The sequence below is a fragment of the Streptomyces sp. NPDC093598 genome (assembly GCF_044764825.1).
Classification (GTDB): domain Bacteria; phylum Actinomycetota; class Actinomycetes; order Streptomycetales; family Streptomycetaceae; genus Streptomyces.
In genome coordinates this window covers 82376-103485 of record NZ_JBIWIV010000021.1, presented here as the reverse complement: position 1 = coordinate 103485, position 21110 = coordinate 82376, and the positions used below count along the sequence as shown (strand labels likewise).

The following is a 21110-nucleotide window of genomic DNA, read 5'->3' as shown; positions in this document are numbered from 1 at the left end:
CACTCGCCCTGAAGGACCCCCATGCATGAGCAATCTCTCGATGCTGCGTCGAGTCATGAACTTGAGGAGATACCGCAGTCAGTGGATCAGTGCTTGGTCGAACATAATGGTTCCTACTACCAGGTGCGCCAGGCAGAGCTCGCGGGTGATGTCCACTTTCCACCCGTCCAGAACGGTCTGGACTACTTGGTCAGCGTGGCAGAGCACCTAGAGGGTGGAAGCGAACCGAGTGCAAGAGCCATGAAGTACGCCGTGCTGCACCTGGCTGCGGGCGCCGAAGTGCTTCTGAAGGCGCGTCTGCAGATGGTGCACTGGAGCCTGGTGTTCGCCAACCCTGGGGACGCTACGCGAGAAGCGCTTGAAACCGGAACACTGACCAGTTGCTCTCCTGACGAGACGCGTAAGCGGCTCACCAGCATGGCGGGTATCAAGTTCAGCCAACGTGAAAAGGATGCCCTCTCCGACCTGGCCAAACGCCGCAACGCTCTGCAGCACTATGGCTTGGTCGGCGAGAACGCCAAAGCTGGCAAAGTGGAGAGCACCACTGCCCAAGTGCTGAACTTCCTCATCAGTTTCGTCGGTGAGCACATTCTGGAGCGCATCAGGATGAAGAGGAACGGCACCACGCGGAGATCGACATGGAGCGGATCCGCGGAGGAGTCCGTACGATCCAGGGCTATGTAGCAGAGCGTATGAAGGACCTCGCTCCGGTGCTGGGCCCCGTCAGAGCGCGTACCCTCCAGTGCCCGCAGTGCCGGGAGTTCGCCCTCACTCCGACAATGATCAAAGGTGTGCCCGAATGGTGCCAGTCGGACGCCGACCTCTCCCCCATGTACTGCCACCTCTGCGTCGAGGGCTATGGCGCTCTGGGCCTGGCGCTGGGCTACGCCGTCCATGTTCTCGACCGCGCCGCACCTGACGCCTCGTACGACGGTGACACCCCGAACCGGTGTCCCGTCTGCAAGATGAGCAGCCTGGTGCGAGGGGCGCGGACCGCTGCAGCTCCAGAGACACCTATCAACTTCTGCTTCCGTTGCGCAGACGTGGTCGATGGGCTGCAAGAGTGCCAGCGCTGCGGCTTCATTTACACCAATGAGCTGGGACATCGGTGCCGACTCGGTAGCTGAATGCCCCGCGCATGAGGACATCGCCTATAGGCACCAAGCAGCAGGGGCGGGCAAGCCAGTGCCGCCAACGCCGGGAGTCCGACCTTGCTCAGAGCCCCGGCTCCTTGGGATAACTGGGGACGCCGTAGCCCTGGTAGCGCAGCCACTCACGGGTCACAGCAGCTCGCTGCCGGAGGGTGAGGTACGAGTCAGCCTCTCCGCTCTCGCCGGTGTGTGTAACCAGCGTGTAGCCGTCCTCCATCGCCTCGAGGAACGCGGCGGACACCTCGTCCACCGTGTCTTCGTCCAGTTGTTGCTCCTGGAGCCACCGGGTCAGCCTGTCGCTGGCCTGCTGCCACTCCGTCTGGCGCTGGCCGGCGTCCGGCGTGCCGACCGCCAGCTCGGCGTTGCGCTTGGCCGCCGTCAGCCGGTCACCGAGGTGGCTGGTGATCGAGAACTGGGCAATGAAGGCGCAGCGCTCTTCGTCCGGTGTCATGCCACCATCCTGCTGCCCTCGCGGGCACCGCGCGAAACGAGCGACCGCTGGCGGGCTACGGCAGGTCTTCCAGCCGGGCGAGCAGGCCTGCGGCGGCGGTGACGGCCGCGACGGCGTCGGCTCGGGTCCAGGTGAAGTTCTCGGTGGTTCCCGCGTCGTCGTGCGGAGCGCCGCTGAAGAGGTTGAAGGCGCTCTGGATGAACACCGCCCAGCGCTCCTCCTGGTCCCGTTCCGCCGGCTTCTTCTTCAACGCCTCCATGTTGACCTTGTGGGTGTTGCGGGCCTCGCGTACGGGATCGAGGGCTGCTCGGGCGAGGGCAACGGCGTGCTCGTACCGTCCGTCACGGATCGCGGTCTTCGCCTCGCGGATCCTTCGCGCGCCGGTGGCCCGGGCCTCCACGTTGGTGACCGGGATGAGGACATTGACGAAGGCGCCGGCATCGAGCTGGGTGAGAGCGTTGCTCCACGTCGCGTGCGGGACCCGGATGATCTCCTGGTCGTCGGCGACGGGCCAGTGCTTCGTCTCTGCCAGTGCGGTCAGGGAGAGTTCGGCGCGCAGGGCCAAGTCGTTGCCAGCCCGCGTCATTTCCAGTCCGCGCAGCTGCTGGTCGGTCACGCTCGTCTCGAGCGTGAGGTTCGTGGCGAAGGACTTCAGCCCGACCGGCCGCGGTGTGCGAAGGACGCCGATCCAGCTCGCGGGGCCTGGTGTCTCGTGCGTCCAGAGGGTGCCGGAGACAAGGAACGGAACGGTGCGTCCACGGCGTAGTCGCCGTGGGCAGTCAACTCAAAGGTCAGGGCGAGACGGTGTACGTCCCAGCCTTGGAAGAGAGTGACGTGCTGCTGCGCCCGGATGTTGACGGTGTAGTCGTTCGATCCGAATCGAAAGTTGGCCATCGTTCCCTTGCCTGAATGAGCTCCTACCTGATGGTGGCAGGTCAACCGACCCGGGCGGCAGTGGATTTCTCGGGGAGCCGGCGGGTCAGCGCACGGTGGCGATGAACTACGAGGCCGCAAAGCAGTTCTACGAGCGCGAGGGTGCACCTGCGGGTACCTCGGAAGCACGTCGAACGGATCGTCGGCGAGGACCAGGAGGAGCGGGAGCTCCGGCTCGATCGGGAACCAGCGCAGCCGGGCCTTGACCCTGTCGCCGGAGCGGGTGGAGCAGAGCAGCTGTCCGCGATCGGGGTGCGGTGGGCGTAGCTGTACCGACAGGCAGTGGGGCCGGACAGGGTGTTCCTGTCCGGCCCCACGCCTCTGGTGACGACGTAGGTGGTGTCAGTAGCCGATCAGCGCATGCAGCCCGAGGATGCTCGCGCTTGTCGTGGAGACGCTCGGCACCCGCGCGTGACGATCAGGAACTCGACGCCGCACTGCCTACCGTGCACGAGCTCGTTAGTTGATCCGTGCGGTGTCTTGGTCGAGCAGCGCGGCCAGTTGCGGGGCTGCCCGCAGGGTGAACGTGAGGGCGACCTCCCGGGCGCGCTCCACCTCGCAATCCTGGCGGAGGTACGCAAGGCGGGGCACTGCAGGGCGGCGGAGCCGTTCCGTTCCGCCCCGGCGGTTCCGTTCGGCGGGTGGTGAGGCCGTCAGCCACAATCGGCTTTCAATTGGTCATCCTCCCGGTGCGCACACCGGGTGCACCTCACAGAATCTCGATCAGCCAGCGGACTCCGAACACCAAACCAATGATCGCGAGCGACAGGATGATGTACACGGCCAGTACGACGAAGGTCGCGAGCGTTTCCGTCCGCGGACGGGCCCGCCTCGACCGTCGGCGGCTCCGCCGCTTCAGATGCCACTGATATCCCCAGGCCAAGGGCCGGGCAAGCCATCGCCAGCGTCCCAGCGGGAGCAGCATATTCCGCCGTGACTTGGCGGTCAGGTCGTGTGCCAGAACCTCCTCGTCCGTCATGTTCCTGAGTTGTTTCAGACGAGTTCTCATGCGCTCGATGGGGTCGTCGCCCTCCCCGGGCACATCCTCCGCCTGGAGGATCGCCGCGTGGAGGCTGCGTTCCGTCTCCCCGCCGTCCAGCTGCTCTGCCAGGAGGGACAGCAGGTGATGGGCGGCGTCGAGGCGCCCCCATGCGAAGTCGTGACGACGCCAGTCCTCGCTCAGGAACGCGGCGAAGTGGTAACAGCGCAGTCCATACAGCTTCTTGGGGCCCAGGTCCACAGACCAGTCCTCATTGAACAGCGGTCCCATGTGATCCGGGCCGAGCCGCAGGAACCGGAACTCGGGGGTGAGTTTTTTCATGGCGCGCGCGGGTGGGGCGAAGCTCTGCGTGAGGACCTCCACCAGCAGCATGGCGGCAACGACGTGCTCCGGGGTCTCCCAGTGCCTCAGATTGTCGCTACCGCGGGCCGCGGACAGGAAGCAGCGCGCGGCGGCACCCACCAGGCGGCCGACCTCCGAGGGGACTGAGAGATCTTTGAAGACGTCATTGACCTTGATCGCCTCCTCGCAGAGACCGGGAGGACACTCGTCCCAGTGCGTCCTCTTGCGGACAACCTCGTTGATGGCCAGGACCTTGACGAGACTGTCGTTGACGAACGGGATCGCATCGGAAATCCGTCGCGCCCTTGTGCTGTCCTGGGCCTCCCGGGCTTTACGGAGCAGCTGATGAAGGAGGGCAAGAAGGTTTTGCAGCAGACGTTCCGCTGGGGTGATCCCCCAGCGCCACTCTCCCAAGCGGGGCGCGATGAGGCTCCGCACCGTGGTGGGCGGAAGCCACATCAGGTCTTCCCGTGCGAGGACCTCCCTAAGGATCTCTTCCGGAGGCTCGTCCGCAGCCTTGAGTGCGGTCACCCGCACATTGGTGACAGCGAGCCGCTTCCGCACGGCCAGGAGTCGGCTCCTTCGGTACTCGGCGTACAGTGCCTGTGCCGCCAACTGCATGCGGTGCTGCTCATCGTGCCCATACTCCAGAAGCCGACAGAGCAGTTCGTCCCGCGATCTCGGGCCGATGATCTCCAGACGGAATTTCACGTCCTCGATTCCGGAGCGGAAGTCGACCTCCTGGGGGTAGTTCAACGCGCTCCAAGCAGTCGTCCCCATGCCGACGGCGTCGCACCGGCGGTCCTTGACCGCCTCGTCGGCCAGCACTCCCCCGGAAGGAGCAACGAACATGACGACACGCTCGGCCGGGCCGCCACGGCGTTTGGTGATTTCGTCCAGAACGGGGGTGAAGGGAGCGTTGTTGAGAACACCGCCGTCCATCACGCAACTCGCGGGGATGTCTAGCTCCTTGTCCGGGTGGACCCGGTAGGCGAGGAGCGGATGTTCGCTGACCGGCTGGAACGCCATCGGATAGCTGGCCGTGGCGCGCGCCGCTGTTACCAGGGCCTCGTTATGGGCTTCGGCGAACTCCCTGATGGCCCGGTTTTCGAGCTTCCACCTGCCCCTCTTGTCCACATAGCGGAAGGCCTCGGGTTCATTGCGGAACATGTACATGCGGCGGTGGTCCCGCACGCTGAAGGCGCTGCCGGCGTCGTCCTCGTAGTCCCGGTGACGGCCGTCCAGGGCGGTGGCGGTGACGAAGAGGGTGACGCGCTCCTGGCTTTCCGGTCCTCGCAGCATGCCATCGAGAACCTTCTTCACCTGGCCCTTGAACCAGTCCCCGTCCAGCAGCGTCTGCCGGCGCGGACGGCGCTTGCGGCTCAACTCGTCCAGCGAGGCGACATCACGCCACAAGTCGCGAAGTTCTAGCGACTGCGATCCCCGGGCGATGCTGGTGGCCAGGAGCAGGCCGTTGAGACCACCAGCGGACGTGCCGGAGACAATGTCGATCTTCACCTCGACCCCGGCCTTCTTCGCCACCTCCTGCCACAGCTTGAAGACCTTGCGCTCCTTCTCCGGGACGGTGTCGGAGTGATCTCCGCGGGATGCCCGCCGGAGCAGGTCGAGTTCGTGGGTAACGCCGCCCATCCACACGGCGAGACTGACACCGCCGTTCATCACCAGTGCGATCCGGTACTCGATCTTCGGTACGCACTGTGACTCGCTCCGGGCGCAGGGCAAGGCCGAGGCATCCTTGCTGGTCGTGCTGGAGCAGACGTGCCGAAACGCCCGGTCGCGGGCACGGCGAACGCTCGCGGAGAGCCCCGTACGCTTCTGGTCGGGCATGCGATGTCCTCCAACGGCGCCAAACTGTCCGGCTCAGCGAACCCCCTTTCGGGGAGGATGCCGCCCCCAGCCTTGCCTCGCCCCGGGGCAGACGCCACCGGGGGGTGCCGTCCGGACGGCAGGTCGCACCCTTCCGGGGGACCGCTGTGGAAACGCGGTGATGGCCTCGGGGGAGTCGGCGATGACGGTGCGCCGGCCTGGCGGGGTGAGGGCGCAGGCCATGGCGGGGGTCATCCCGATCAGCGACGAAGAATTGCGGGACCTGCCGCTGCCGACGGCGAAGGCCATCGAGATCGTCGCGTTCGTGCCGCTGGACTCCGTCGACCCTCTGAAGATCAGCGAGGGCTACTACCTGGCGCCGAGCGGGCAGGTCGCCGCGAAGCCGTACAAGCTGCTGCGCATGGCCCTGGACCGGAGCAGCAAGGTGGCTGTGGCGAAGTACGCCTGGAGCGGCAGAGAGAGGTTGGGCCTGCTGCGGGTCCGCGAGGACGTCATCGTTCTGCATGCGATGCGGTGGCCTGACGAGATCAGGTCGCCGGAGGAGCTGCTGCCGCCGCCGGTCGAGCTGAGCGACGAGGAGATCGAAGGCGCGCTCGGGCTCATGGACAGCATGACCCGCGAGGAGCTTGAGGGTGAGGATTTCCAGGACACCTACACGGAAGCCCTCTCACAGATCATCGAGGCCAAGCGGGAGGACCGCGAACCGCCAGAGCTTGCAGAGCCGGAGTCGCAGCCGGGGCAGATCGTCGACCTGATGGCCGCCCTGAACGAGTCCGTGCAGCAGGCCAGGGCCTCGCGCGGCGAGGACGCCGACGGGCACGAGCTGCCGAAGAAGAAGGCGACCAAGAAGCAGCCGGCCAAGAAGACGGCGAAGAAGTCCACAGCCAAGAAGACGTCCGGTCGCCGGCCGCGCAGCGCCTAGACCTCGATGCCGAGCGCCGTGTCCGGCCTGCACTTCGAGCACGCTGGCACCTGCTGGCGTAGTGCCTCGATCGCCTGCGCCCTGGTCGCAGGCCTCGTCCTCTTGCCCGGGTCCCAGCACTCACCGGTGTGTACGGCAACGATGTTGGTGCGGTCCAGACCCCGCTCGGATCAGGTCGCGCTCCTGCACGCGCTCCAGGAAGCGGAGCAGCGCGAGTCGCGACGACTCTGGATCGTTCGTACGTTCGATTCTATGATCGGGATGCCGCACAGCCCACCCCACCCCCAGGAGCAGTTATGAACAGCGCGGAAGCCGCCCGCAAACTGGGCGTCGAACCGGCTTCCCTCTCCCCTGCCCCGGCCACGCCCCGATCTGCGGAGACCTGGAAGCGGATGCAACAGGAGCCGCCCTGCTCGGCCTGCGGCCAGCCATCCCGCACCAGTGGCGTCATCCATGCGCCAGCCATGGGCCCCGCTGGTTCGACCGATGCCGGGACTGCTTCCTCGCCACACCGCCGACACTGCCTGTATCGCTGGCGCGGTTCCTCGAGGAGCTGCGAGAAGCTGCGGCCGACGCGCGGCTGAGACTGCACACCTACACCGACGAAAGCGGGTGGGAAAGTGAGTGACGTGGACGACGAGCGGTTCCACCTTCTCCTGACGGCGGGCGGCCGTCCGGTGATGCACGGCTGGTGGGGCAAGCAGCCCACGGCCGAGCACCAGTACCTGTCATGGATCGGCTCGTGGGGCAGCATCGACGGCGCTCGGATCGTTCTGACCGAGCGCGCCCACGACGGCGAGCGGGTGCTCGCGAGCTGGCCGTAAGACTCGTAGGTCAGCCGCCGGCCACGAGCGCCGGATGGCGTGCGGCCTTCTTCACGTTCGCTTCAATTTGGTGGCGGGGCGTGCCCTGCTCCTTCGCGTGCTCCGTGACCGCGGCCTGGACGTCGTCGGCGAGGTCGCGCCATGTCCGCCACGCGGTGTCCCACGAGGCCTGCTGCTCGACGGTCCAGTCGGTCTGTGCAGGCGGACCGTACTGGTCCTGGAGCTGTTCAATCGCGGTGTGTACCTCATCGGCGAGGTGCTGCATCTGCACGAGTTCTTCGAAGGTATGTGCCACGTGCAGGGATCCTAGGGTGCACTCGGCACCCGGCGGATTCATCCCCGGGGACGTGCGAGAGCCAGGGATCGAAGCAGCGGCCCGAGCTGGTGCCGGGCTCGCTGAGGCGCGGAGCCACCTTTGCGATGTCCTTGTCGAAGATGGTCGTTGGGGCGTCCTTGCTGGCCAGGTAGGCGAGGAAGCTGTCCTGGTCATAGAGGTCGAGGTGATCAGCGGCGAAGGCGGTCGGATCCAAGGTCGCGGTGCTGGAGCGCAGCTCGACCAGGACAGCCATCAGATAGTCGACGCTCTTCTCGGGGTCGTCGACCCTCCTGTCGGCCCAGTCGACTGCTACCTCGTGAAACTTCTCGGTGAGGCGTTTGGGGTCCTCTTTCTGCCTGCAGCCGAGGAATGCCTGCAGCCGGAACTGTGCCATCTTGCCGACCAGTTGCTTGTCAGCCGCCCACCCTCGATGGGCCCGTCCTCGGGGACGCCGTCGACGCAGAACAGAGCGGCCTTGTAAATCTTGTTGTGCTCCGTCATCAGCAGGTCGGCGAAGTAGCTCATGTCGAAAGTGCGCTTGCCCTCGACAAGCACGTCCTCGGCCCGGAGCCCGCCCTCTTGCTCCAATTTGACGATGAGCAGCGCCCGCTTGCCGGCAAGACGGGCGGCAGCCACGAGGAGAAGCCCGGCAGGGCTTCTCCCCTTTTGGCTCTCGAAGAGCAGTTCGGCAAGGTCGATGGAAACATCCACCAGGTCTCGCTGTTGGGCGAGGTACTCATAGATGCGGTCCGGCACAGTCGACTTTTCGACTTCAAGATCTTCTACGACCGGGCGTCCATGCTTGGCAAGCACACCACGGAGTTGGCCTGGATCTTGCCTCGCACGTCCTCGCCGAGTTGGCACACCGCTTCGCTGAGCTTGAGTTCCGCTGGTACTGGATCCGACCGCTTACGTTGCGGAACCAGGTGAAAGATGGCCTCGTCCACGACGAGTTGAGCGAATTCGCCCGACATGACCCACCCGGTGAATCCTTGCGCAGAAGCCCAGTGACTGAGCATCAACCGCATGTCCGCGCCACGTCGGAGCCGACGCGCATGTGTGTTGTTCCTCGCGGCGTGAACGCCTTCCCGATACCAGCCGCTGACCCTGTGTCAGGCTAATGCGGTCATCGTAACGGTGCGTGCACAGCAGGGAGGGCGTTCGCTGAGGAGATATGGGGCTAGTTCGTCAGATTGACTGAAAACAGGTGAACCTTGCGTCAAATATATGCGTCGGCCAGTCCGTTGCAGACGAGTCGTGGATCCTCGGGAGCACCGCGTGCCACAAGGACGGGCACGCTGCGTCATCCGCGCACCAGGTCTCACTCCCCCACCTGGCGTGGGGCGGGGTGCAAGGCTTCCCGTTCTGAGGAGGCCGGGTCAAGGAGGCGCGTGAGTACGGCGTCGTGTTCCTGGTAGAGGACGCATCCTGTCGCCTGCAGTTGGCCGGCCAGTGCGGGATCACAGCTGCTCGGCAGGGGGCCGAGAGGTACGGCAGACGGCAGGACGCCAGCGCGTATCCGGCTGAGGACGCCGAGTCCCAGAACTCCTTTGGCTCGGGGTACGGAGAGGGTCGTGCGATAGTTGAGGGGTGTTTCGCTCACGGAGTTGCTCCTGCGGTCGGTGCGCTGGGGGTGAGTCTCGTCGACCCCAGCCCACTGGCAGATCACATTCAGGGCGTGCTGGAGGTGTGCGGGATCGCAGCCCGAGATGAGCTGGTGGCCTTTGATGACGGCCATGTTCTTGCTCACACGTACCGCGAGGCGTCCGATGATGCGGTCGTCTGCCAGGACGGGCATCCCGAAGTAGCCGCATTCCCGTTTTGCGGCCGTTTTGTATGCCTCCAGTAGGTACTCGACTGCTGCCTGATCGCCTACCGACAACTCGAATCATTGTGGTTAGCCGTTGTAACGCCGCTCCGCCGATCTCGAACTACAGCTGGCGTTTCCATTTGCGAGACGCACCCGGCACGAGCAGTCTAGTGGAGAGGGGATATGGCCCCCGATGCCGGAGATCAGGACAGCCGCCAGGGTCGTGTTCTCGTGAAGGTTTCGTCGCGAGGCCAGCTCAGCCAGTCTGCATCTTGCCTATGCATACACACCCAATTCGTCTTGGGGCAGCCTCGAAAGAGGGATTCACCATGCCAGAAACCCACGTCACAGGTGTCCGTTTTGCGTTCTACGGCATCAAGCCAGACGGTGACTTGCAGTGGTACCGCCACGACGGATGGAAGAAAGGCACGGCCCATTGGACGGCCGGCGCCGGCGGAAACAGGATCAGCGGCGGCTGGGACATCTACGACAAAGTCTTCAGCGGCGGCGAAGGCGTGATCTACGGCATCAAGCCAGACGGTGACTTGCAGTGGTACCGCCACGACGGATGGAAGAAAGGCACGGCCCATTGGACGGCCGGCGCCGGCGGAAACAGGATCAGCGGCGGCTGGGACATCTACGACAAAGTCTTCAGCGGCGACACGTACGTGCCGACGGTGCGACTGCACGCGAAGATCCTCACCGCACCCAACGTCGCCGTCACGGACGCCGTCGCCCGGATGAGCGAGGTCTACGCGACAGCAGGCATCAAGGTCGAACTGGCCTCGACGGAGAACCTTGACCTTCCCGCCCTGAACGACCTGGACATGGGCGAGTGCGTGATGGGGACGGTCACAGAGGAGCAGACCCAGCTCTTCGCCAACCGCAACAACGCGCGCCCCAACGACGTCGTTGTCTACTTTGTACGGTCCACCGTCCCGCCGTCGAACGGCTGCGCCGCGCATCCGGCCGGAAGGCCGGGCGCGGTTGTGGCGCAGGGGGCCACCCAGTGGACGCTGGGCCATGAGGTCGGCCACGTACTGGACTTGCTGCATGTCGACAACAACGACCGTCTCATGACGGGCAACGGGACGGCGGACATCACCAACCCGCCCCCCGACCTGGTCTCTGACGAGTTGCAAACCATGGTCGACAGTGCGTTCAGCTAGGACATCTGGGAGGCGCCGCTATGAACAGCGTATCGATGCAGGACGTGCGCCGGGTGCTCGATCCTGAAGAGCCGGACTACGCGGCGATCGCTCAACTGGGCACCGACAGCCTGCCCCACCTGAGGACCCTGGTTCAGGGTGATGACCCCATGCTCGCTTCCAAGAGCGCCTACGCCGCCAGCCTCCTGGAAGGCGACCAAGGGCAGGATGTCATCCTCACAGCAGCGCGTAGTGATGATCCGGTGCTCCGGGTGGCAGCAGCTTGCGCAGCGTCCAATCTGCCGGCAGCCTCAGCTGCCGATGTACTCGGCGGCCTGGCTGGCGATAGGGACGCTGGCGTGCGCAAAGTGGCCCTGTCGTCCGTACCGCCGGATACATCCGACGAGTTGGTCAGCCGTTTCCGGGACGCAGCCACAGAGGCGGAGAACCAGGGCCCTTGACCTGCTTTGCGGTATCCCATTTCCGCAGGCGCCCGGGCTTCCCATTCCCTCGCGGTGGACCCCGTCGATCTCGCCGTCGCGGCCGACGGCCGTCGCGTGTTCGTGGCCGATCCCGGCGACGACAAGGTGGCGGTGCTGGACACCGTGCCTTCGAGATGGAGAACGTGCTGCTGGTCGAAGGGGCCCGACTGTGTCGTCGCTCACCGGGACGGCTGGCTCGACGTCACACGCCGTGCCTCGCACGCCGTGACGGTCATCGACGCCAACGCGCTGACCACCGTGGGAGAGGCGTTCCGGGTCGGCCCAGTGCCCTTCGACGCGGCCCTGGACGACAAGGCGGAGCGCCTGTACGTCGTCTGTCTCGACTCGGGCGCCCTCGCCGCCCTCGACGCCCGGACCGGTTCCGTACTGGAGCGGTTCCCCGTGGGCGGGGACACCATGTGCCCCCGGACGGGCGGTACGCCAATGCGGCCTCCCTGTCCCTCATGATCAACGTCGACCGGGCACGACGATCCCGGCGGCTGGCCGGCCGACAGTACTGGCCGATCCTGGTGGTGGACGCGGCCACGCTGTCGGTGGGCACGCGGATCGCGCTGCCCGCCACACCCCGGTTGCTGGCGCTCACCCGGGACGGGCGCCTGCTCCTCCCCGGGGCAGGGTCCCTGGCGCGCGGGTCGACACCGCGGGGCCGACGCTGATCGGCGATCCGGTTCCTGTCGGGGGCGTGCCGCACGACATGAGCCTGTCGGCCGACGGCCTGCGTGCCTTCGTCACCGACACCGCCTCCGACGCGCGGGTGCTGGTCGATCTGTGACTCAGGGGTCCACCATGGACAGGGTGTTCGACCCGGTGTTAGTGACATGGGCGTACCGCCCGTCCGGGGTGAGGGCGACACCGTGGGGCGCCTTCCCCGTCGGGTGGCGGACTGGGCCGAGGCGAACAACGTCGAGATCGCCTACACCCCGACCAACTCCTCGTGGCTGAACCGGATCGAGGCCCAGTTCACGGCCCTGCGCTACTTCACCCTCGACGGCACCGACCACGCCAGCCATAAGGAGCAGGGCAGCATGATCCGCCGCTACATCATCTGGCGGAACAAGCATGCCCAAGACGAGCGCCTTCGCGACGTCGTGAACAGGGCGAACGTTGCCTGATGCGGCACTAGTTGATGTCTGTGGTCAGCCCGACGAACCCTCGTCGGTGCGGCCGCCGGCTCCGAGGGTCCGCCGCGTGGCGCGAGAGGCCACCGGGGGGCCTCCAAGCACTCCTCGCTCGCGCAGTTGGGCAAGGTCGGGGAGGCGGACGCCGGGCAGTGCGTCGATGAGGTCGGCCTGGGAGGTGCGGATGCTGTGCGGGCCGGGGCCGAGAATGCGGCGGGTTGTCACGGGGCCATCGTATGGGCGGTGTTATCGCGAGCTCGCCGGTTCTGGTCCGTCGCTCATCTGCAGCTCAGTGGCCTGCCATCCGCCCCACTGCTGCCAGCGCAGGTCCACGGTCGTCGTGTACCAGCTGGTGGACGGCGAGATCTCCTCGACGGTCTCGCCCGTGAGGCCGAACGTGGATGAGGCCCAGACGCTGACCTTGGCCTCGTCGCCCGTGTAGCGCTCCACCGTGCTCTTCACGGGCGTGCCGCTAGAGATGAGGTCGGCGCCGGCGGGCGGGCGGCCGTCCTCGTCCAGTCCGATCCGGCTGCCCCTCGGCGGACTGCCCGGCTTCCTCGGTACGGCGGCGGTCGCCTCCGGCCTGGGAATCGTGGCCCTGAAGAAAAAGCTCGATGGGCGCAACGGGCCTGTGCGCCCTTCCGATCGCGTCGGGTTCGCCACCCCCAATGAACTGAAGAAGTGGCTTTCCGTGTCCGGCCTTCGGAACCGGGCCGCCGTGCTGCGCCCGTCCCTCGCCCGAGAAAAGAGCCGCTCAATCAGCCCGCACGACCTCGGCTATCACCTAGGGACCGATCTTCTCCACAAGAAGGGACTGTTCCTCGCGTGCGAGGACCTGGTGCTGATGTACGCCCCTCCCCGTATGTGCAAGTCGGCGCAGGTACGCCCTTCGCACGCTCCCGGGGAGCTGATCCACAACTCCTGAGCATTGCTCGTTGGCTCAGCGGTTCAGTGCATCGGCTGCTGTCAGGGCGGAACTGCACCCAAGGCGGTTTTGCTGCACCGTCCGGGTGGCGCTGAGGCGTGGTGGCCCGTGCGGCTCGCAGTCCGTGACGGGGATAGTGTCGCGGGCTCGGTGCGGCGGTGGGTTCGGCGCGCTGGCGTGGCCGACGTGCGGTGGGGTTCGGTGACGGGACGCTTGCGGGTGACGCGGCAAAACGCCGATCCGTATGAGGTGGAGGTTGCCATCCTGAAGGCGACCGGACCCGTGGATGCCGGGCTGGTCGATGCGTAGGCGTGCTGGTGGCCCGTTGAAGGTCTGGCCGAGGCGGTTGTGGAGCTGTTTCCCGCGGAGTTCAGGCTGCTGATGGAGGGCTATGTCGGGGGCTGGATTCCGGATGGGGAGATCACCCTTGAGGGGTAGGGCACCGGTCCCTGCCTTCGGCACTCTGGGCTGCGGCGCGGACGGCGTGGGGGCCGGGCCAGAGCTGGCGGTCGAGAGTGTCTTCCAGACGAATGAGGGTGCCGATGTCGGGTAGGACCTCGCCGGTCAGGACGCGGGCGACGGTGGAGTGGGCGACGCCTGCGCGCCCGGCGATGTCTCTCAGTGACTGGCCGCGGGCAGTCATGAGGTGGTCGAGGTCGCGGGCCAGAAGCAGGCCGCAGTAGGCGCTGAGTGGGGCGTCGTGGATGAGGATGGCCTGGGGCCAGGTGCCGCGGAGGACATAGCGGCCAGGGTTCTTGTCGTTGCTGCTCCTGGGTATGCGCTGATAGTGCCACGGCGAGGTACGGCGGATTTCGCGCTTGCTCATCTCCGGGGCCTTCAGCGCGGGTGGGATGCGAGGGGGCGCGCGGCAGTCGGGGGGTCGGCACGCACGACTGCCGGGCGGCGTCTGGTCGAGGCCCCGCTCCGCAGGGCGGAGCTTGCAACGTTCTGTCCGGGGATGGCTGACCCACTTTCGTGGGGCGGTTGGCTGTGCGGGGCGGACTGCAACGAAGTGCGTTCTTGGAAGGGTCGGGCCATTTGGCAGGAATCGATGCGTCGGGACGTCGCAACCTCAGTTCCCACCAGGCGTGTTGCCGGATTCATGTGTGCAGGTGCGTGTGCTGTGGTGGCAGTGGCGTGCGCCGGCACGAGCGGGTCGTTGTTCATGTACACGCCCCGCGTGTCGGGGGCGCCGATTGGTTGCGTGGTGTACCACCGGGGACGTGTCTAAGCTGGTGTGGGGGAACGACGCGGCCGCACGCGATGGGAGCGGGATCCATGGGCGGCAGGCAGAACTACGCAAGCTTCGAGACGTACACGGCGGTCGCCGACGGCGACCGCGCGGCGGAGATCGCCGCCATGACCTCTCCCTTCCAGATCGAGGTCCGGTTCGTCCAAGGGCTGACACCAGGACAGAAAGCCGTCTTCGCCGAGGCCGCCGAGCGGTGGACGCGCGTGATCGTCGGCGACCTGGAGACCGCGATCGTGCGCGACTTCAGCGGCGCCGTCATCGTCGACGACGTCCTCATCGACGCCGAGGGCGTCCCGATCGACGGCACCGACCAGGTCCCGAACATCCTCGGCCAGGCCGGACCGACCCGGTTCCGCCGGCCGAACGCGGTCAGCGGGGCCCGACTCCCCGTCACCGGACGCATGCGGTTCGACAGCGCGGGACCTGGCCGAGATGGAGGCCGACGGCTCCCTCCTCGACGTGATCACGCACGAGATGGGCCACGTCCTAGGCGTCGGAACCCTCTGGGACGACTTCGGGCTGCGCAAGGACTTCCCCGGCCACAACCCGATCTACGTCGGACCGGCGGCCTTGAAGGCGTTCGGCACCCTGGTCGGCGAACCGCCCGGAACCGTCCCCAGCGCGGGCAGCCACTGGCGCGAGTCCGTCTTCGACAGCGAACTGATGTCGCCGAGCATCGACGGCAACGACAACCCCCTGAGCCGGGTGACGGTCGCGAGCCTCCAGTACCTCGGCTACACCGTCGACCTGGACGCGGCGGAGCCGTACGCGCTGCCGAACCTCCTGGCGGTCGCGCGCTCCGGCCGCGTCCTCGCCGCCGAGCCGCGGCGCGTCATGCTGCCGACCATCCCGTCCCGTATCCCCGCGGAGGCCCCTTGACGAACCCCACCGTCGTCCGATGAGGGGTGGGCCGCCGGGGGGATCGATCCGTGTGCGCGGAGGAGTACGTCATGGGCCGGAACGAGGAGCGCAGACACCGGAACGACCCGGGCCCGGTGCCCGGCGAACCCCTGCGGATGTCTCCGGGAGTCGGTGAGCACCGGGGCGCCGACGGCGTCCTGCGCCGCCTGCTCGATCCCGGGGCCACCCTCTACCGGGCGCCGACCGCCCGCCGGGCCGTCAACACCTTCGTACGGGAGCGCGCGAGCGAGCTCGGGACCGAGGGAGCCGACCTGCGCGAGATCCGGGCCGACCGGGACTCAGGGACCCTGAACGTCCGCTACCAGCAGTTTCACAAGGACGTCCCCATCCGGGGCGCCATGCTCCAAGTGGTGGCCGACACCGGGCAGGCGGCCGTCGTGCAGGTCGAGAACGCGACGGAGGTCGACGTCTCCGACGCCCCCGACGCGACCGCGGCCCAGGACCCCGGCCTCGTCGAGAAGGCCGCCCTCGCACCCTTCCGCCAGGGCTACGCGACCGTGTCGATCGCCCGCGACGAGCTCGTCTACCTGCGGGACACCACCCGGCCCCCGCTGCCGGAGGCGGACCGCCCCACCGCCTCGCTCGCCCTGCTGCGCAAGGGCAGACGACGCCCGGACGGCAGGCTGCACCTCGTCCACGACCTCATCGTCGAGACCACCGGCCCGTTCGAGCACTTCCGGGTCGTCGTCGACGCCGTCGACGGGAAACTCCTCTGGATCGAGATCGCGGGAAGGTACGTGACGGCCACGCTCGGCGTGTACATGCCCGACCCCGCGACGCAGTCGACCGACGGCTCGCCCAGCTCCCTCTCGACCCACGGCATCCTGGAGGAGTTCGTCCGTGAGGTCCAGACGGACATCGCGGACGCCGACGAGCAGGGACTGTTCCACCTGGACGGCAAGTGGTGCCGGTGCAGCGACTGGGACGCCCCGGAATTCCCCCAGCCGGCCTCGACCACCAAGGTCTTCCGGTTCGGCAGCCACGTCCAGGACAAGGCGTTCCTCAGCGCGAACGCCTACTACTGGACCCACACCTTCGCCCAGTACCTCCACGACCTCGGCAACGAGACGCTCAACGCCCACATGGTCCAGGTCGAGATCGACCCGCAGGGCGCCGCGTCCACCGACTTGAGCGAGTGGATCGGCACGACGACACCCCCGCGGATCCGCTTCGACATGGAGGGCGTGCCCGGCGCCGCCGACCTCGGCGTCATCGTGCACGAGTACACGCACGGCGTCATCCAGTGGCTCCGTCCACCCGGCGCGACCGGCCCCCTGGAGTACGAGCACAGCATCTGCGACGTCATGGCGGGCATCTTCCGGGACCGGTTCAACCCCGCCGGGCACCGCAGGACCGAGACGTTCCCCTTCGACAACAACCCGCACGACGAGTGGAGCAAGGGGCGACGACTCGACCTGACCCAGCGCTTCGACGACGCGGACTTCGACGACTACACCCCCGACGTGCGCACCTCCATGCTGGCTTCGGCGCTGTGGCGGTGCTATCTCGGCATGGGCGGCTCCTCGAAGGAGGGGGCCGTGCGGAAGAAGGCCGGCGACAAGATGACCCGGCTGCTTCTCGCGCTGGTGCCGCGCCTGGGGCCCGACACCGCACAGAGCAAGCAGAACGCCGTCCACCTGGCCGATGCCTTCATCGCCGCGGACGGCACGCTCAACAACGGCCTGCACAACAGCCTGCTGTACAACAGCTTCTCCGACCAGGGACTCTGGGAGAGACGTAACGTCGACGTGTGGATCGCCGACTGGTCCGGAGACACCGGCGCGATACCCAGCGGCACCGGCAACGACCCGACCTGGCAGTCGCCAGACATCTGGGTCCGCAACAACACCACCACCGATGGCGACGATCCGGAGGCCGGGCACCAGGACCCCATCGTCAACCGGACGAACTACATTTACGTACGCGTGCGCAACCGAGGGACCGCGCAGGCCGACGCCGACCGGTTCACGGTCGAGACCCGCCGGTGCAACCCGGGAACCGGCATGACGTGGCCCACCCACTTCACTTCCATCGGGTCGAAGGTCATCCACCAGGCGATTCCGCCCGGCGGGGCGGTACGCGTCGGCCCCTTCCCCTGGACCCCCACCATCGTCGGTCACGAATGCCTGATCGCCGTCGTCGACGGTAAGGCCGACCCCGCCAAGGCCGCCATGTCCGGCGAACCACTGGCACACGACCAACTCGTGCGCCAGAGCAACAACGTGGGGCAGCGCAACGTCTCCCCCCAGAAGTCCGTCCTCGGCGGTCAGACCCGGCTGCCCCTCGAGCTCCACGGCGCGCCGGTGGCCACGGACGGCGCATGGGAGCTGGACGCCAGGGAGATGCCCCCGGACACCGAGATCACTATCCGGACACTGAGCCGCCTGGTGAAGGACTCCACCCTCAGCCACATCGCGGTGACGGAGCTCGGGCAGGTCCGCTCCACACTCCGGATGAAGGGCGGCGACAGGGCGCTCATCGAGGGCTTCCGGCTCGACGCCAAGGACAAGGTGGTGGCCGAACTCGTCCTCGACTTCGCCCACGAGGCCGAACACCTCAAGGGGTACCCCTTCGTCGCCACCCAGATCCAGGACCACGAGGTGGCCGGACGCGTGACCATCGAGATCATCGCGGTCAAGGAACTCGACGAGTTCTTCTTCGGCAATCCGAAGAGCCACGAGCTGCACATCAGCACCTGCCGCTTCTTCGAGAAGCTCTCCCTCACGCACCGGCTCCCCTTCGCGCGCCTGGAGGAGGCACGGGCCCAGGGCTACAACGGCTGTGCCTACTGCCTCCCGGAGGCCAACACCGGTTAGCGCGAGCGGAGATCGGCACCCCGGCGTACACTGGAGAAGGTGACTGCGAGATGGCAGCGACGAACGGCTTCACGGACGACCTGATGCTCCGGTACCTGGCACCGGACCACGTGAGGTCACTGCTCGTTCCCGACACCGACCCGGAGCGCGAGCGCGTACGGGCGCTGTTGGTCTCCGTCTACGACCCCGCCTCCCTCGACATCAGGTCGGTGGAGTCCGTCAAGGTCGTCCACCAGGAGTTCCAGAGCGGCGTCCACGCCTCGATCGCCGTGCACGGTTCCTGGGACAAGGCGATCCCCACGGCCGAACAGGCCCGGGCCACCGTCGATATCCCAGCGACACCCCCGGTCCACTGGATCGACATGTCGCTGGACACCGTGGTCGTGGTGAAGGCGGTGTCGGCCGACAGCCTCCTCGCCTCGGTGGAGGCGGAGGCCGCCTGGGCGGCGGCCGACGGCGCCGCGGCACCGCAGAACGCGTACGAGCGGCCCTACCAGCTCCGGTACGCCGAACCACCCCCCTTCGAACCGACGGCGCCGGCCCGCAGCCTCCCCTTGCGGGTCTCGGCGCTCTTCTTCGATCGTCTCGACCTGGCCGACGCGCTGCGCCGACTCAGCCAGGCCAAGCGGGCGGTCGACGCGGCGAGCCCGCCGGCGGCCCAAGACGGCGGCGCCCTGCTCGCCTCCAGCGCGTGGCTCGCGGTCTTCCCGGCCACCGCGACCGACGAACCGTCACAGATGACCGAGCAACTGGCTGGCGATCTGCTGGCGACCCAGGGATACGTCGCCGCCTTCGAGACGGCACCCTGAAGGCCCGGCGGGCACCGGCCGCGGCCCCAGCCTCCCGGAGGCCGGGCGCACACGGTGAGGAGCAGTCGATGCCGTTCAACTACGTCACTGTCACGGCGAGCAGTGAACTCTTCGCGCCCGCCACCAGAGCCTTCGGGGACATCCTCGTCATCGGCAAGGGGGCCGTCGGGAGGGGCGCCACCACCGCGCAGCCCTTCACGTACCCGGGCGAGGCCGTGCGGGCGTACCCGAAGGGAGTGTCGAAGCTCTCGGTCAAGGCCGACGCCGGCGCCACCACCCTCACCGCCCCGGCGAGCTTCCCAGAGAGAACCCGGGTCAGGATCGGGAAGGACAAGGACACCGAGTTCCTCACGATCAAGTCCGTCGCTGCGGCCGAGGGCAGCAAGTTCACCTGGACCCTGGAAGGCGCCCTGACGGCGGCCCACCCGGTCGGTGACCCACTGGTGTGGGAGGACCCCAACGACGTCGCCGTCGCCATCGCCACCGCCTTCCGGCAGACTCCGCCCCCCACGCGGGTCTGGGGCATCGAGGTGGACCGCGCCACGCCGGACTGGGACTCCGCATTCACGGTGGCGGAGGACGTGCCGGTGCAGATCGTCGTCCTGGCCGATACCCCGCTGAACGGGACTCCCGCCACCGACCACCCGGTCGAACTTCTGGCGAAACACGTCGTGGCGGTCTCCAACACCGGTGGGGACGGCAAGGAGCGCATCGGCGTGGCCGCGTTGGACCCCGCGGACTCTCAGGCGGTGCAAGTGACACGGAACACCGGAGCGATCAAGACCGACCGCATGGTGCTGGTCGCCCACAAGGAATCCCCGGATGACGTGGCCGCGGCAGTCGCCGGGGTGATCGCCGGCCACGAACCGCACATCTCACTGCTGCTCAAACCGATCAACATCGGCATGTCCGGGCTCTTCACTGCCACCGAGATCGAGAAGTACTACGAGAAAGCCATCAACTGGGTGGCCAGCCCGGTGATGCTTCCCGGCCACGGCCTCTACCTGGGTGAGGGCCTCACCGCCAGCTCGGCCGGCAACAAGAAGTACCTCGACATCGTGCGCACGCTCGACGACATCAGCTTCCGCATCAAGGCCGCGCTGATCGAGGCCATCGGAGACATCCGCATCGACCGCCCGGGCCTGCGCACGGTCGTCACGCTCGTCCAGAGCGTGCTCTCCCCGCTGGTGACCCGGAACGTCATCGAGGAGTACGCCATCCACATCCCGCTGTTGGTGCTCCTTGAACGGGAGCCCGCCACGCTCACCGCCGACGAGGTCAAGCAGATCGGGAACGGACGGAGCACCAGAAAGGTCGACATGGAGGTGTCGGTCGTCTACGCGGGCGTGATCCACCAGATCGCCGTCAAGTTGGCTCTCAAGGGTTAAGGAGCGAGGAGATGCCCGAGGTCAAGTGGGACACCAGGTTGGCGGTGATGCTCGACACCACCGTGGTCACCCCCATCGACTCGTTCAACCCGACCTTCAACAGTCCGGTGCAGCCGCTGCACTCGCTGGAGGCCGACAACGTCGCCCACGTCGTCCAGCCCAAGGCGTTCACCTTCTCCATGGCCGTCAAGGCGATCGGCCCAGTGGTCGCCAGGCTCACCCAAATGGCGCTGGACCACGAGAGCTTCAACATCGGGGTCCAGGAAGCCTCGGGCAGCGACTGGACGTTCCAGCAGATCGTGTTCAACGACTGCTACATCACCTCCGCCGCCAGCACGATCGTCATCGACGGAGTGCCCACGACCACCTTTAACTGCGTCTGCCTGGAAGTCACCCCCACCAGCGCCTGACCGGAGTGCGGAGGACCCCATGTCGCAGCAGGACGTCGAACAGCAGGGCGCGCCGCCCGAGGCCGGGGGGACGGACCCCGTCGTGGTCTCCGGCCCGGGGGCGGAGCTCCACTTCCACTTCCCGATCGAGGTGGTGGTGGCGGGAGACATCGCCGAGGAGACCCGCCGGGACCTCGTCGCCGAGGTCTGGGACGCCCTGCACGAGGCCCTCAGCTGAGCGCGC

Annotated in this window: 25 protein-coding genes and 1 pseudogene; 15 read left to right on the top strand and 11 right to left on the bottom strand. The window is 67.2% G+C overall.

Features of this window, described 5'->3' with window-relative positions:
• Positions 1-21 precede the first annotated feature (21 nt).
• Positions 22-684 carry a hypothetical protein gene (locus tag ACIRDU_RS35985; protein ID WP_403587875.1) on the top strand — a complete coding sequence of 221 codons (663 nt, stop codon included), beginning with the start codon at positions 22-24 and terminating at the stop codon, positions 682-684.
• Between the two features lie 531 nt (positions 685-1215).
• Here the strand turns inward: ACIRDU_RS35985 and ACIRDU_RS35980 are convergent.
• The 3 genes from ACIRDU_RS35980 to ACIRDU_RS35970 all read right to left on the bottom strand — a co-directional run bounded on the left by ACIRDU_RS35980 (position 1216) and on the right by ACIRDU_RS35970 (position 5725).
• A complete protein-coding gene (locus ACIRDU_RS35980; RefSeq protein ID WP_403587872.1) occupies positions 1216-1602 on the bottom strand; it encodes a hypothetical protein in 387 nt (128 codons plus the stop codon).
• 55 nt (positions 1603-1657) lie between these two features.
• Positions 1658-2218 (bottom strand): hypothetical protein, encoded by a 561-nt coding sequence (locus ACIRDU_RS35975; RefSeq protein ID WP_403587869.1) that lies wholly within the window; start codon positions 2216-2218, stop codon positions 1658-1660.
• 1026 nt (positions 2219-3244) lie between these two features.
• Positions 3245-5725 (bottom strand): DUF3376 domain-containing protein, encoded by a 2481-nt coding sequence (locus ACIRDU_RS35970; RefSeq protein ID WP_403587866.1) that lies wholly within the window; start codon positions 5723-5725, stop codon positions 3245-3247.
• A 181-nt stretch (positions 5726-5906) separates the two neighbouring features.
• Between ACIRDU_RS35970 and ACIRDU_RS35965 the strand changes: the two genes are divergently transcribed.
• Positions 5907-6647, top strand: coding sequence for a Ku protein (locus ACIRDU_RS35965; RefSeq protein WP_403587863.1), 741 nt, complete (start codon positions 5907-5909; stop codon positions 6645-6647).
• Here ACIRDU_RS35965 and ACIRDU_RS35960 read toward each other — a convergent pair.
• Positions 6644-6805 carry a DUF6233 domain-containing protein gene (locus ACIRDU_RS35960; protein ID WP_403587920.1) on the bottom strand — a complete coding sequence of 54 codons (162 nt, stop codon included), beginning with the start codon at positions 6803-6805 and terminating at the stop codon, positions 6644-6646. The genes ACIRDU_RS35965 and ACIRDU_RS35960 overlap by 4 nt on opposite strands.
• Before the next feature lie 462 nt (positions 6806-7267).
• Here ACIRDU_RS35960 and ACIRDU_RS35955 point away from each other — a divergent pair, with 462 nt between their 5' ends.
• The gene (locus tag ACIRDU_RS35955) at positions 7268-7471 is read left to right on the top strand and encodes a hypothetical protein (protein ID WP_403587860.1); all 204 of its coding nucleotides are present in this window, start codon (positions 7268-7270) and stop codon (positions 7469-7471) included.
• A gap of 10 nt (positions 7472-7481) precedes the next feature.
• Here the strand turns inward: ACIRDU_RS35955 and ACIRDU_RS35950 are convergent, their stop codons facing one another.
• The 3 genes from ACIRDU_RS35950 to ACIRDU_RS35940 form a co-directional block, all read right to left on the bottom strand.
• Positions 7482-7766 carry a hypothetical protein gene (locus ACIRDU_RS35950; protein ID WP_403587857.1) on the bottom strand — a complete coding sequence of 95 codons (285 nt, stop codon included), beginning with the start codon at positions 7764-7766 and terminating at the stop codon, positions 7482-7484.
• A gap of 330 nt (positions 7767-8096) precedes the next feature.
• Complete coding sequence (locus ACIRDU_RS35945; protein ID WP_403587854.1) at positions 8097-8600, bottom strand: hypothetical protein; 504 nt, start codon at positions 8598-8600, stop codon at positions 8097-8099.
• Between the two features lie 508 nt (positions 8601-9108).
• Positions 9109-9669 carry a hypothetical protein gene (locus ACIRDU_RS35940; RefSeq protein ID WP_403587851.1) on the bottom strand — a complete coding sequence of 187 codons (561 nt, stop codon included), beginning with the start codon at positions 9667-9669 and terminating at the stop codon, positions 9109-9111.
• 257 nt (positions 9670-9926) lie between these two features.
• Between ACIRDU_RS35940 and ACIRDU_RS35935 the strand changes: the two genes are divergently transcribed.
• The 5 genes and pseudogenes from ACIRDU_RS35935 to ACIRDU_RS35915 all read left to right on the top strand — a co-directional run.
• Positions 9927-10766 carry a tachylectin-related carbohydrate-binding protein gene (locus ACIRDU_RS35935; protein WP_403587848.1) on the top strand — a complete coding sequence of 280 codons (840 nt, stop codon included), beginning with the start codon at positions 9927-9929 and terminating at the stop codon, positions 10764-10766.
• A gap of 20 nt (positions 10767-10786) precedes the next feature.
• Complete coding sequence (locus ACIRDU_RS35930) at positions 10787-11206, top strand: HEAT repeat domain-containing protein (protein WP_403587845.1); 420 nt, start codon at positions 10787-10789, stop codon at positions 11204-11206.
• Positions 11207-11260: 54 nt separating this feature from the next.
• Entirely contained in the window at positions 11261-11695 is a 435-nt protein-coding gene (locus ACIRDU_RS35925) for a YncE family protein (protein ID WP_403587843.1), read from the top strand.
• Positions 11692-11904 carry a hypothetical protein gene (locus ACIRDU_RS35920; RefSeq protein ID WP_403587841.1) on the top strand — a complete coding sequence of 71 codons (213 nt, stop codon included), beginning with the start codon at positions 11692-11694 and terminating at the stop codon, positions 11902-11904. Before ACIRDU_RS35925 ends, ACIRDU_RS35920 begins: the two co-directional genes overlap by 4 nt.
• A 213-nt stretch (positions 11905-12117) precedes the next feature.
• Positions 12118-12360, top strand: a pseudogene (locus tag ACIRDU_RS35915) (transposase); the annotation flags it as partial.
• A 24-nt stretch (positions 12361-12384) separates the two neighbouring features.
• Here ACIRDU_RS35915 and ACIRDU_RS35910 read toward each other — a convergent pair.
• Together ACIRDU_RS35910 and ACIRDU_RS35905 are read right to left on the bottom strand one after the other, a co-directional pair.
• On the bottom strand, positions 12385-12591 hold the full coding sequence (locus ACIRDU_RS35910; protein ID WP_403587838.1) for a hypothetical protein: 207 nt from the start codon (positions 12589-12591) through the stop codon (positions 12385-12387).
• Positions 12592-12612: 21 nt separating this feature from the next.
• Complete coding sequence (locus ACIRDU_RS35905) at positions 12613-12828, bottom strand: hypothetical protein (protein WP_403587835.1); 216 nt, start codon at positions 12826-12828, stop codon at positions 12613-12615.
• On the opposite strand from ACIRDU_RS35905, the gene ACIRDU_RS35900 reads away from it, so the two are divergent.
• Positions 12818-13291, top strand: coding sequence for a hypothetical protein (locus tag ACIRDU_RS35900; protein ID WP_403587832.1), 474 nt, complete (start codon positions 12818-12820; stop codon positions 13289-13291). The two genes, ACIRDU_RS35905 and ACIRDU_RS35900, sit on opposite strands and share 11 nt — an antisense overlap.
• A 421-nt stretch (positions 13292-13712) precedes the next feature.
• On the opposite strand, the gene ACIRDU_RS35895 is transcribed toward ACIRDU_RS35900, so the two are convergent.
• Both ACIRDU_RS35895 and ACIRDU_RS35890 read right to left on the bottom strand, forming a co-directional pair.
• Entirely contained in the window at positions 13713-14117 is a 405-nt protein-coding gene (locus ACIRDU_RS35895; RefSeq protein ID WP_403587829.1) for a helix-turn-helix domain-containing protein, read from the bottom strand.
• A 469-nt stretch (positions 14118-14586) separates the two neighbouring features.
• Complete coding sequence (locus tag ACIRDU_RS35890) at positions 14587-14802, bottom strand: hypothetical protein (protein WP_403587826.1); 216 nt, start codon at positions 14800-14802, stop codon at positions 14587-14589.
• A 173-nt stretch (positions 14803-14975) separates the two neighbouring features.
• On the opposite strand from ACIRDU_RS35890, the gene ACIRDU_RS35885 reads away from it, so the two are divergent.
• The 6 genes from ACIRDU_RS35885 (at position 14976) to ACIRDU_RS35860 (ending at position 21104) form a co-directional block, all read left to right on the top strand.
• Entirely contained in the window at positions 14976-15422 is a 447-nt protein-coding gene (locus ACIRDU_RS35885) for a hypothetical protein (RefSeq protein WP_403587823.1), read from the top strand.
• Between the two features lie 71 nt (positions 15423-15493).
• Positions 15494-18280 carry a hypothetical protein gene (locus ACIRDU_RS35880; protein ID WP_403587820.1) on the top strand — a complete coding sequence of 929 codons (2787 nt, stop codon included), beginning with the start codon at positions 15494-15496 and terminating at the stop codon, positions 18278-18280.
• A gap of 50 nt (positions 18281-18330) precedes the next feature.
• On the top strand, positions 18331-19089 hold the full coding sequence (locus tag ACIRDU_RS35875; protein ID WP_403587818.1) for a hypothetical protein: 759 nt from the start codon (positions 18331-18333) through the stop codon (positions 19087-19089).
• 68 nt (positions 19090-19157) lie between these two features.
• The gene (locus ACIRDU_RS35870) at positions 19158-20477 is read left to right on the top strand and encodes a hypothetical protein (protein ID WP_403587816.1); all 1320 of its coding nucleotides are present in this window, start codon (positions 19158-19160) and stop codon (positions 20475-20477) included.
• An 11-nt stretch (positions 20478-20488) separates the two neighbouring features.
• A complete protein-coding gene (locus ACIRDU_RS35865) occupies positions 20489-20887 on the top strand; it encodes a hypothetical protein (protein WP_403587814.1) in 399 nt (132 codons plus the stop codon).
• 19 nt (positions 20888-20906) lie between these two features.
• Positions 20907-21104, top strand: a complete 198-nt coding sequence (locus tag ACIRDU_RS35860) for a hypothetical protein (RefSeq protein ID WP_403587813.1) — start codon at positions 20907-20909, stop codon at positions 21102-21104.
• The last annotated feature ends 6 nt before the right edge of the window (positions 21105-21110 follow it).

Excerpts from the sequence above, each read along its gene's own strand:
- ACIRDU_RS35985 (WP_403587875.1), top strand. The coding sequence starts at position 22 with ATGCATGAGCAATCTCTCGATGCTGCGTCGAGTCATGAACTTGAGGAG.
- ACIRDU_RS35980 (WP_403587872.1), bottom strand. The coding sequence starts at position 1,602 with ATGACACCGGACGAAGAGCGCTGCGCCTTCATTGCCCAGTTCTCGATC.
- ACIRDU_RS35970 (WP_403587866.1), bottom strand. The coding sequence starts at position 5,725 with ATGCCCGACCAGAAGCGTACGGGGCTCTCCGCGAGCGTTCGCCGTGCC.
- ACIRDU_RS35965 (WP_403587863.1), top strand. The coding sequence starts at position 5,907 with ATGACGGTGCGCCGGCCTGGCGGGGTGAGGGCGCAGGCCATGGCGGGG.
- ACIRDU_RS35935 (WP_403587848.1), top strand. The coding sequence starts at position 9,927 with ATGCCAGAAACCCACGTCACAGGTGTCCGTTTTGCGTTCTACGGCATC.
- ACIRDU_RS35930 (WP_403587845.1), top strand. The coding sequence starts at position 10,787 with ATGAACAGCGTATCGATGCAGGACGTGCGCCGGGTGCTCGATCCTGAA.
- ACIRDU_RS35920 (WP_403587841.1), top strand. The coding sequence starts at position 11,692 with ATGATCAACGTCGACCGGGCACGACGATCCCGGCGGCTGGCCGGCCGA.
- ACIRDU_RS35895 (WP_403587829.1), bottom strand. The coding sequence starts at position 14,117 with ATGAGCAAGCGCGAAATCCGCCGTACCTCGCCGTGGCACTATCAGCGC.
- ACIRDU_RS35890 (WP_403587826.1), bottom strand. The coding sequence starts at position 14,802 with ATGACGGCGCCGCTGAAGTCGCGCACGATCGCGGTCTCCAGGTCGCCG.
- ACIRDU_RS35885 (WP_403587823.1), top strand. The coding sequence starts at position 14,976 with ATGGAGGCCGACGGCTCCCTCCTCGACGTGATCACGCACGAGATGGGC.
- ACIRDU_RS35880 (WP_403587820.1), top strand. The coding sequence starts at position 15,494 with ATGGGCCGGAACGAGGAGCGCAGACACCGGAACGACCCGGGCCCGGTG.
- ACIRDU_RS35875 (WP_403587818.1), top strand. The coding sequence starts at position 18,331 with ATGGCAGCGACGAACGGCTTCACGGACGACCTGATGCTCCGGTACCTG.
- ACIRDU_RS35870 (WP_403587816.1), top strand. The coding sequence starts at position 19,158 with ATGCCGTTCAACTACGTCACTGTCACGGCGAGCAGTGAACTCTTCGCG.
- ACIRDU_RS35865 (WP_403587814.1), top strand. The coding sequence starts at position 20,489 with ATGCCCGAGGTCAAGTGGGACACCAGGTTGGCGGTGATGCTCGACACC.
- ACIRDU_RS35860 (WP_403587813.1), top strand. The coding sequence starts at position 20,907 with ATGTCGCAGCAGGACGTCGAACAGCAGGGCGCGCCGCCCGAGGCCGGG.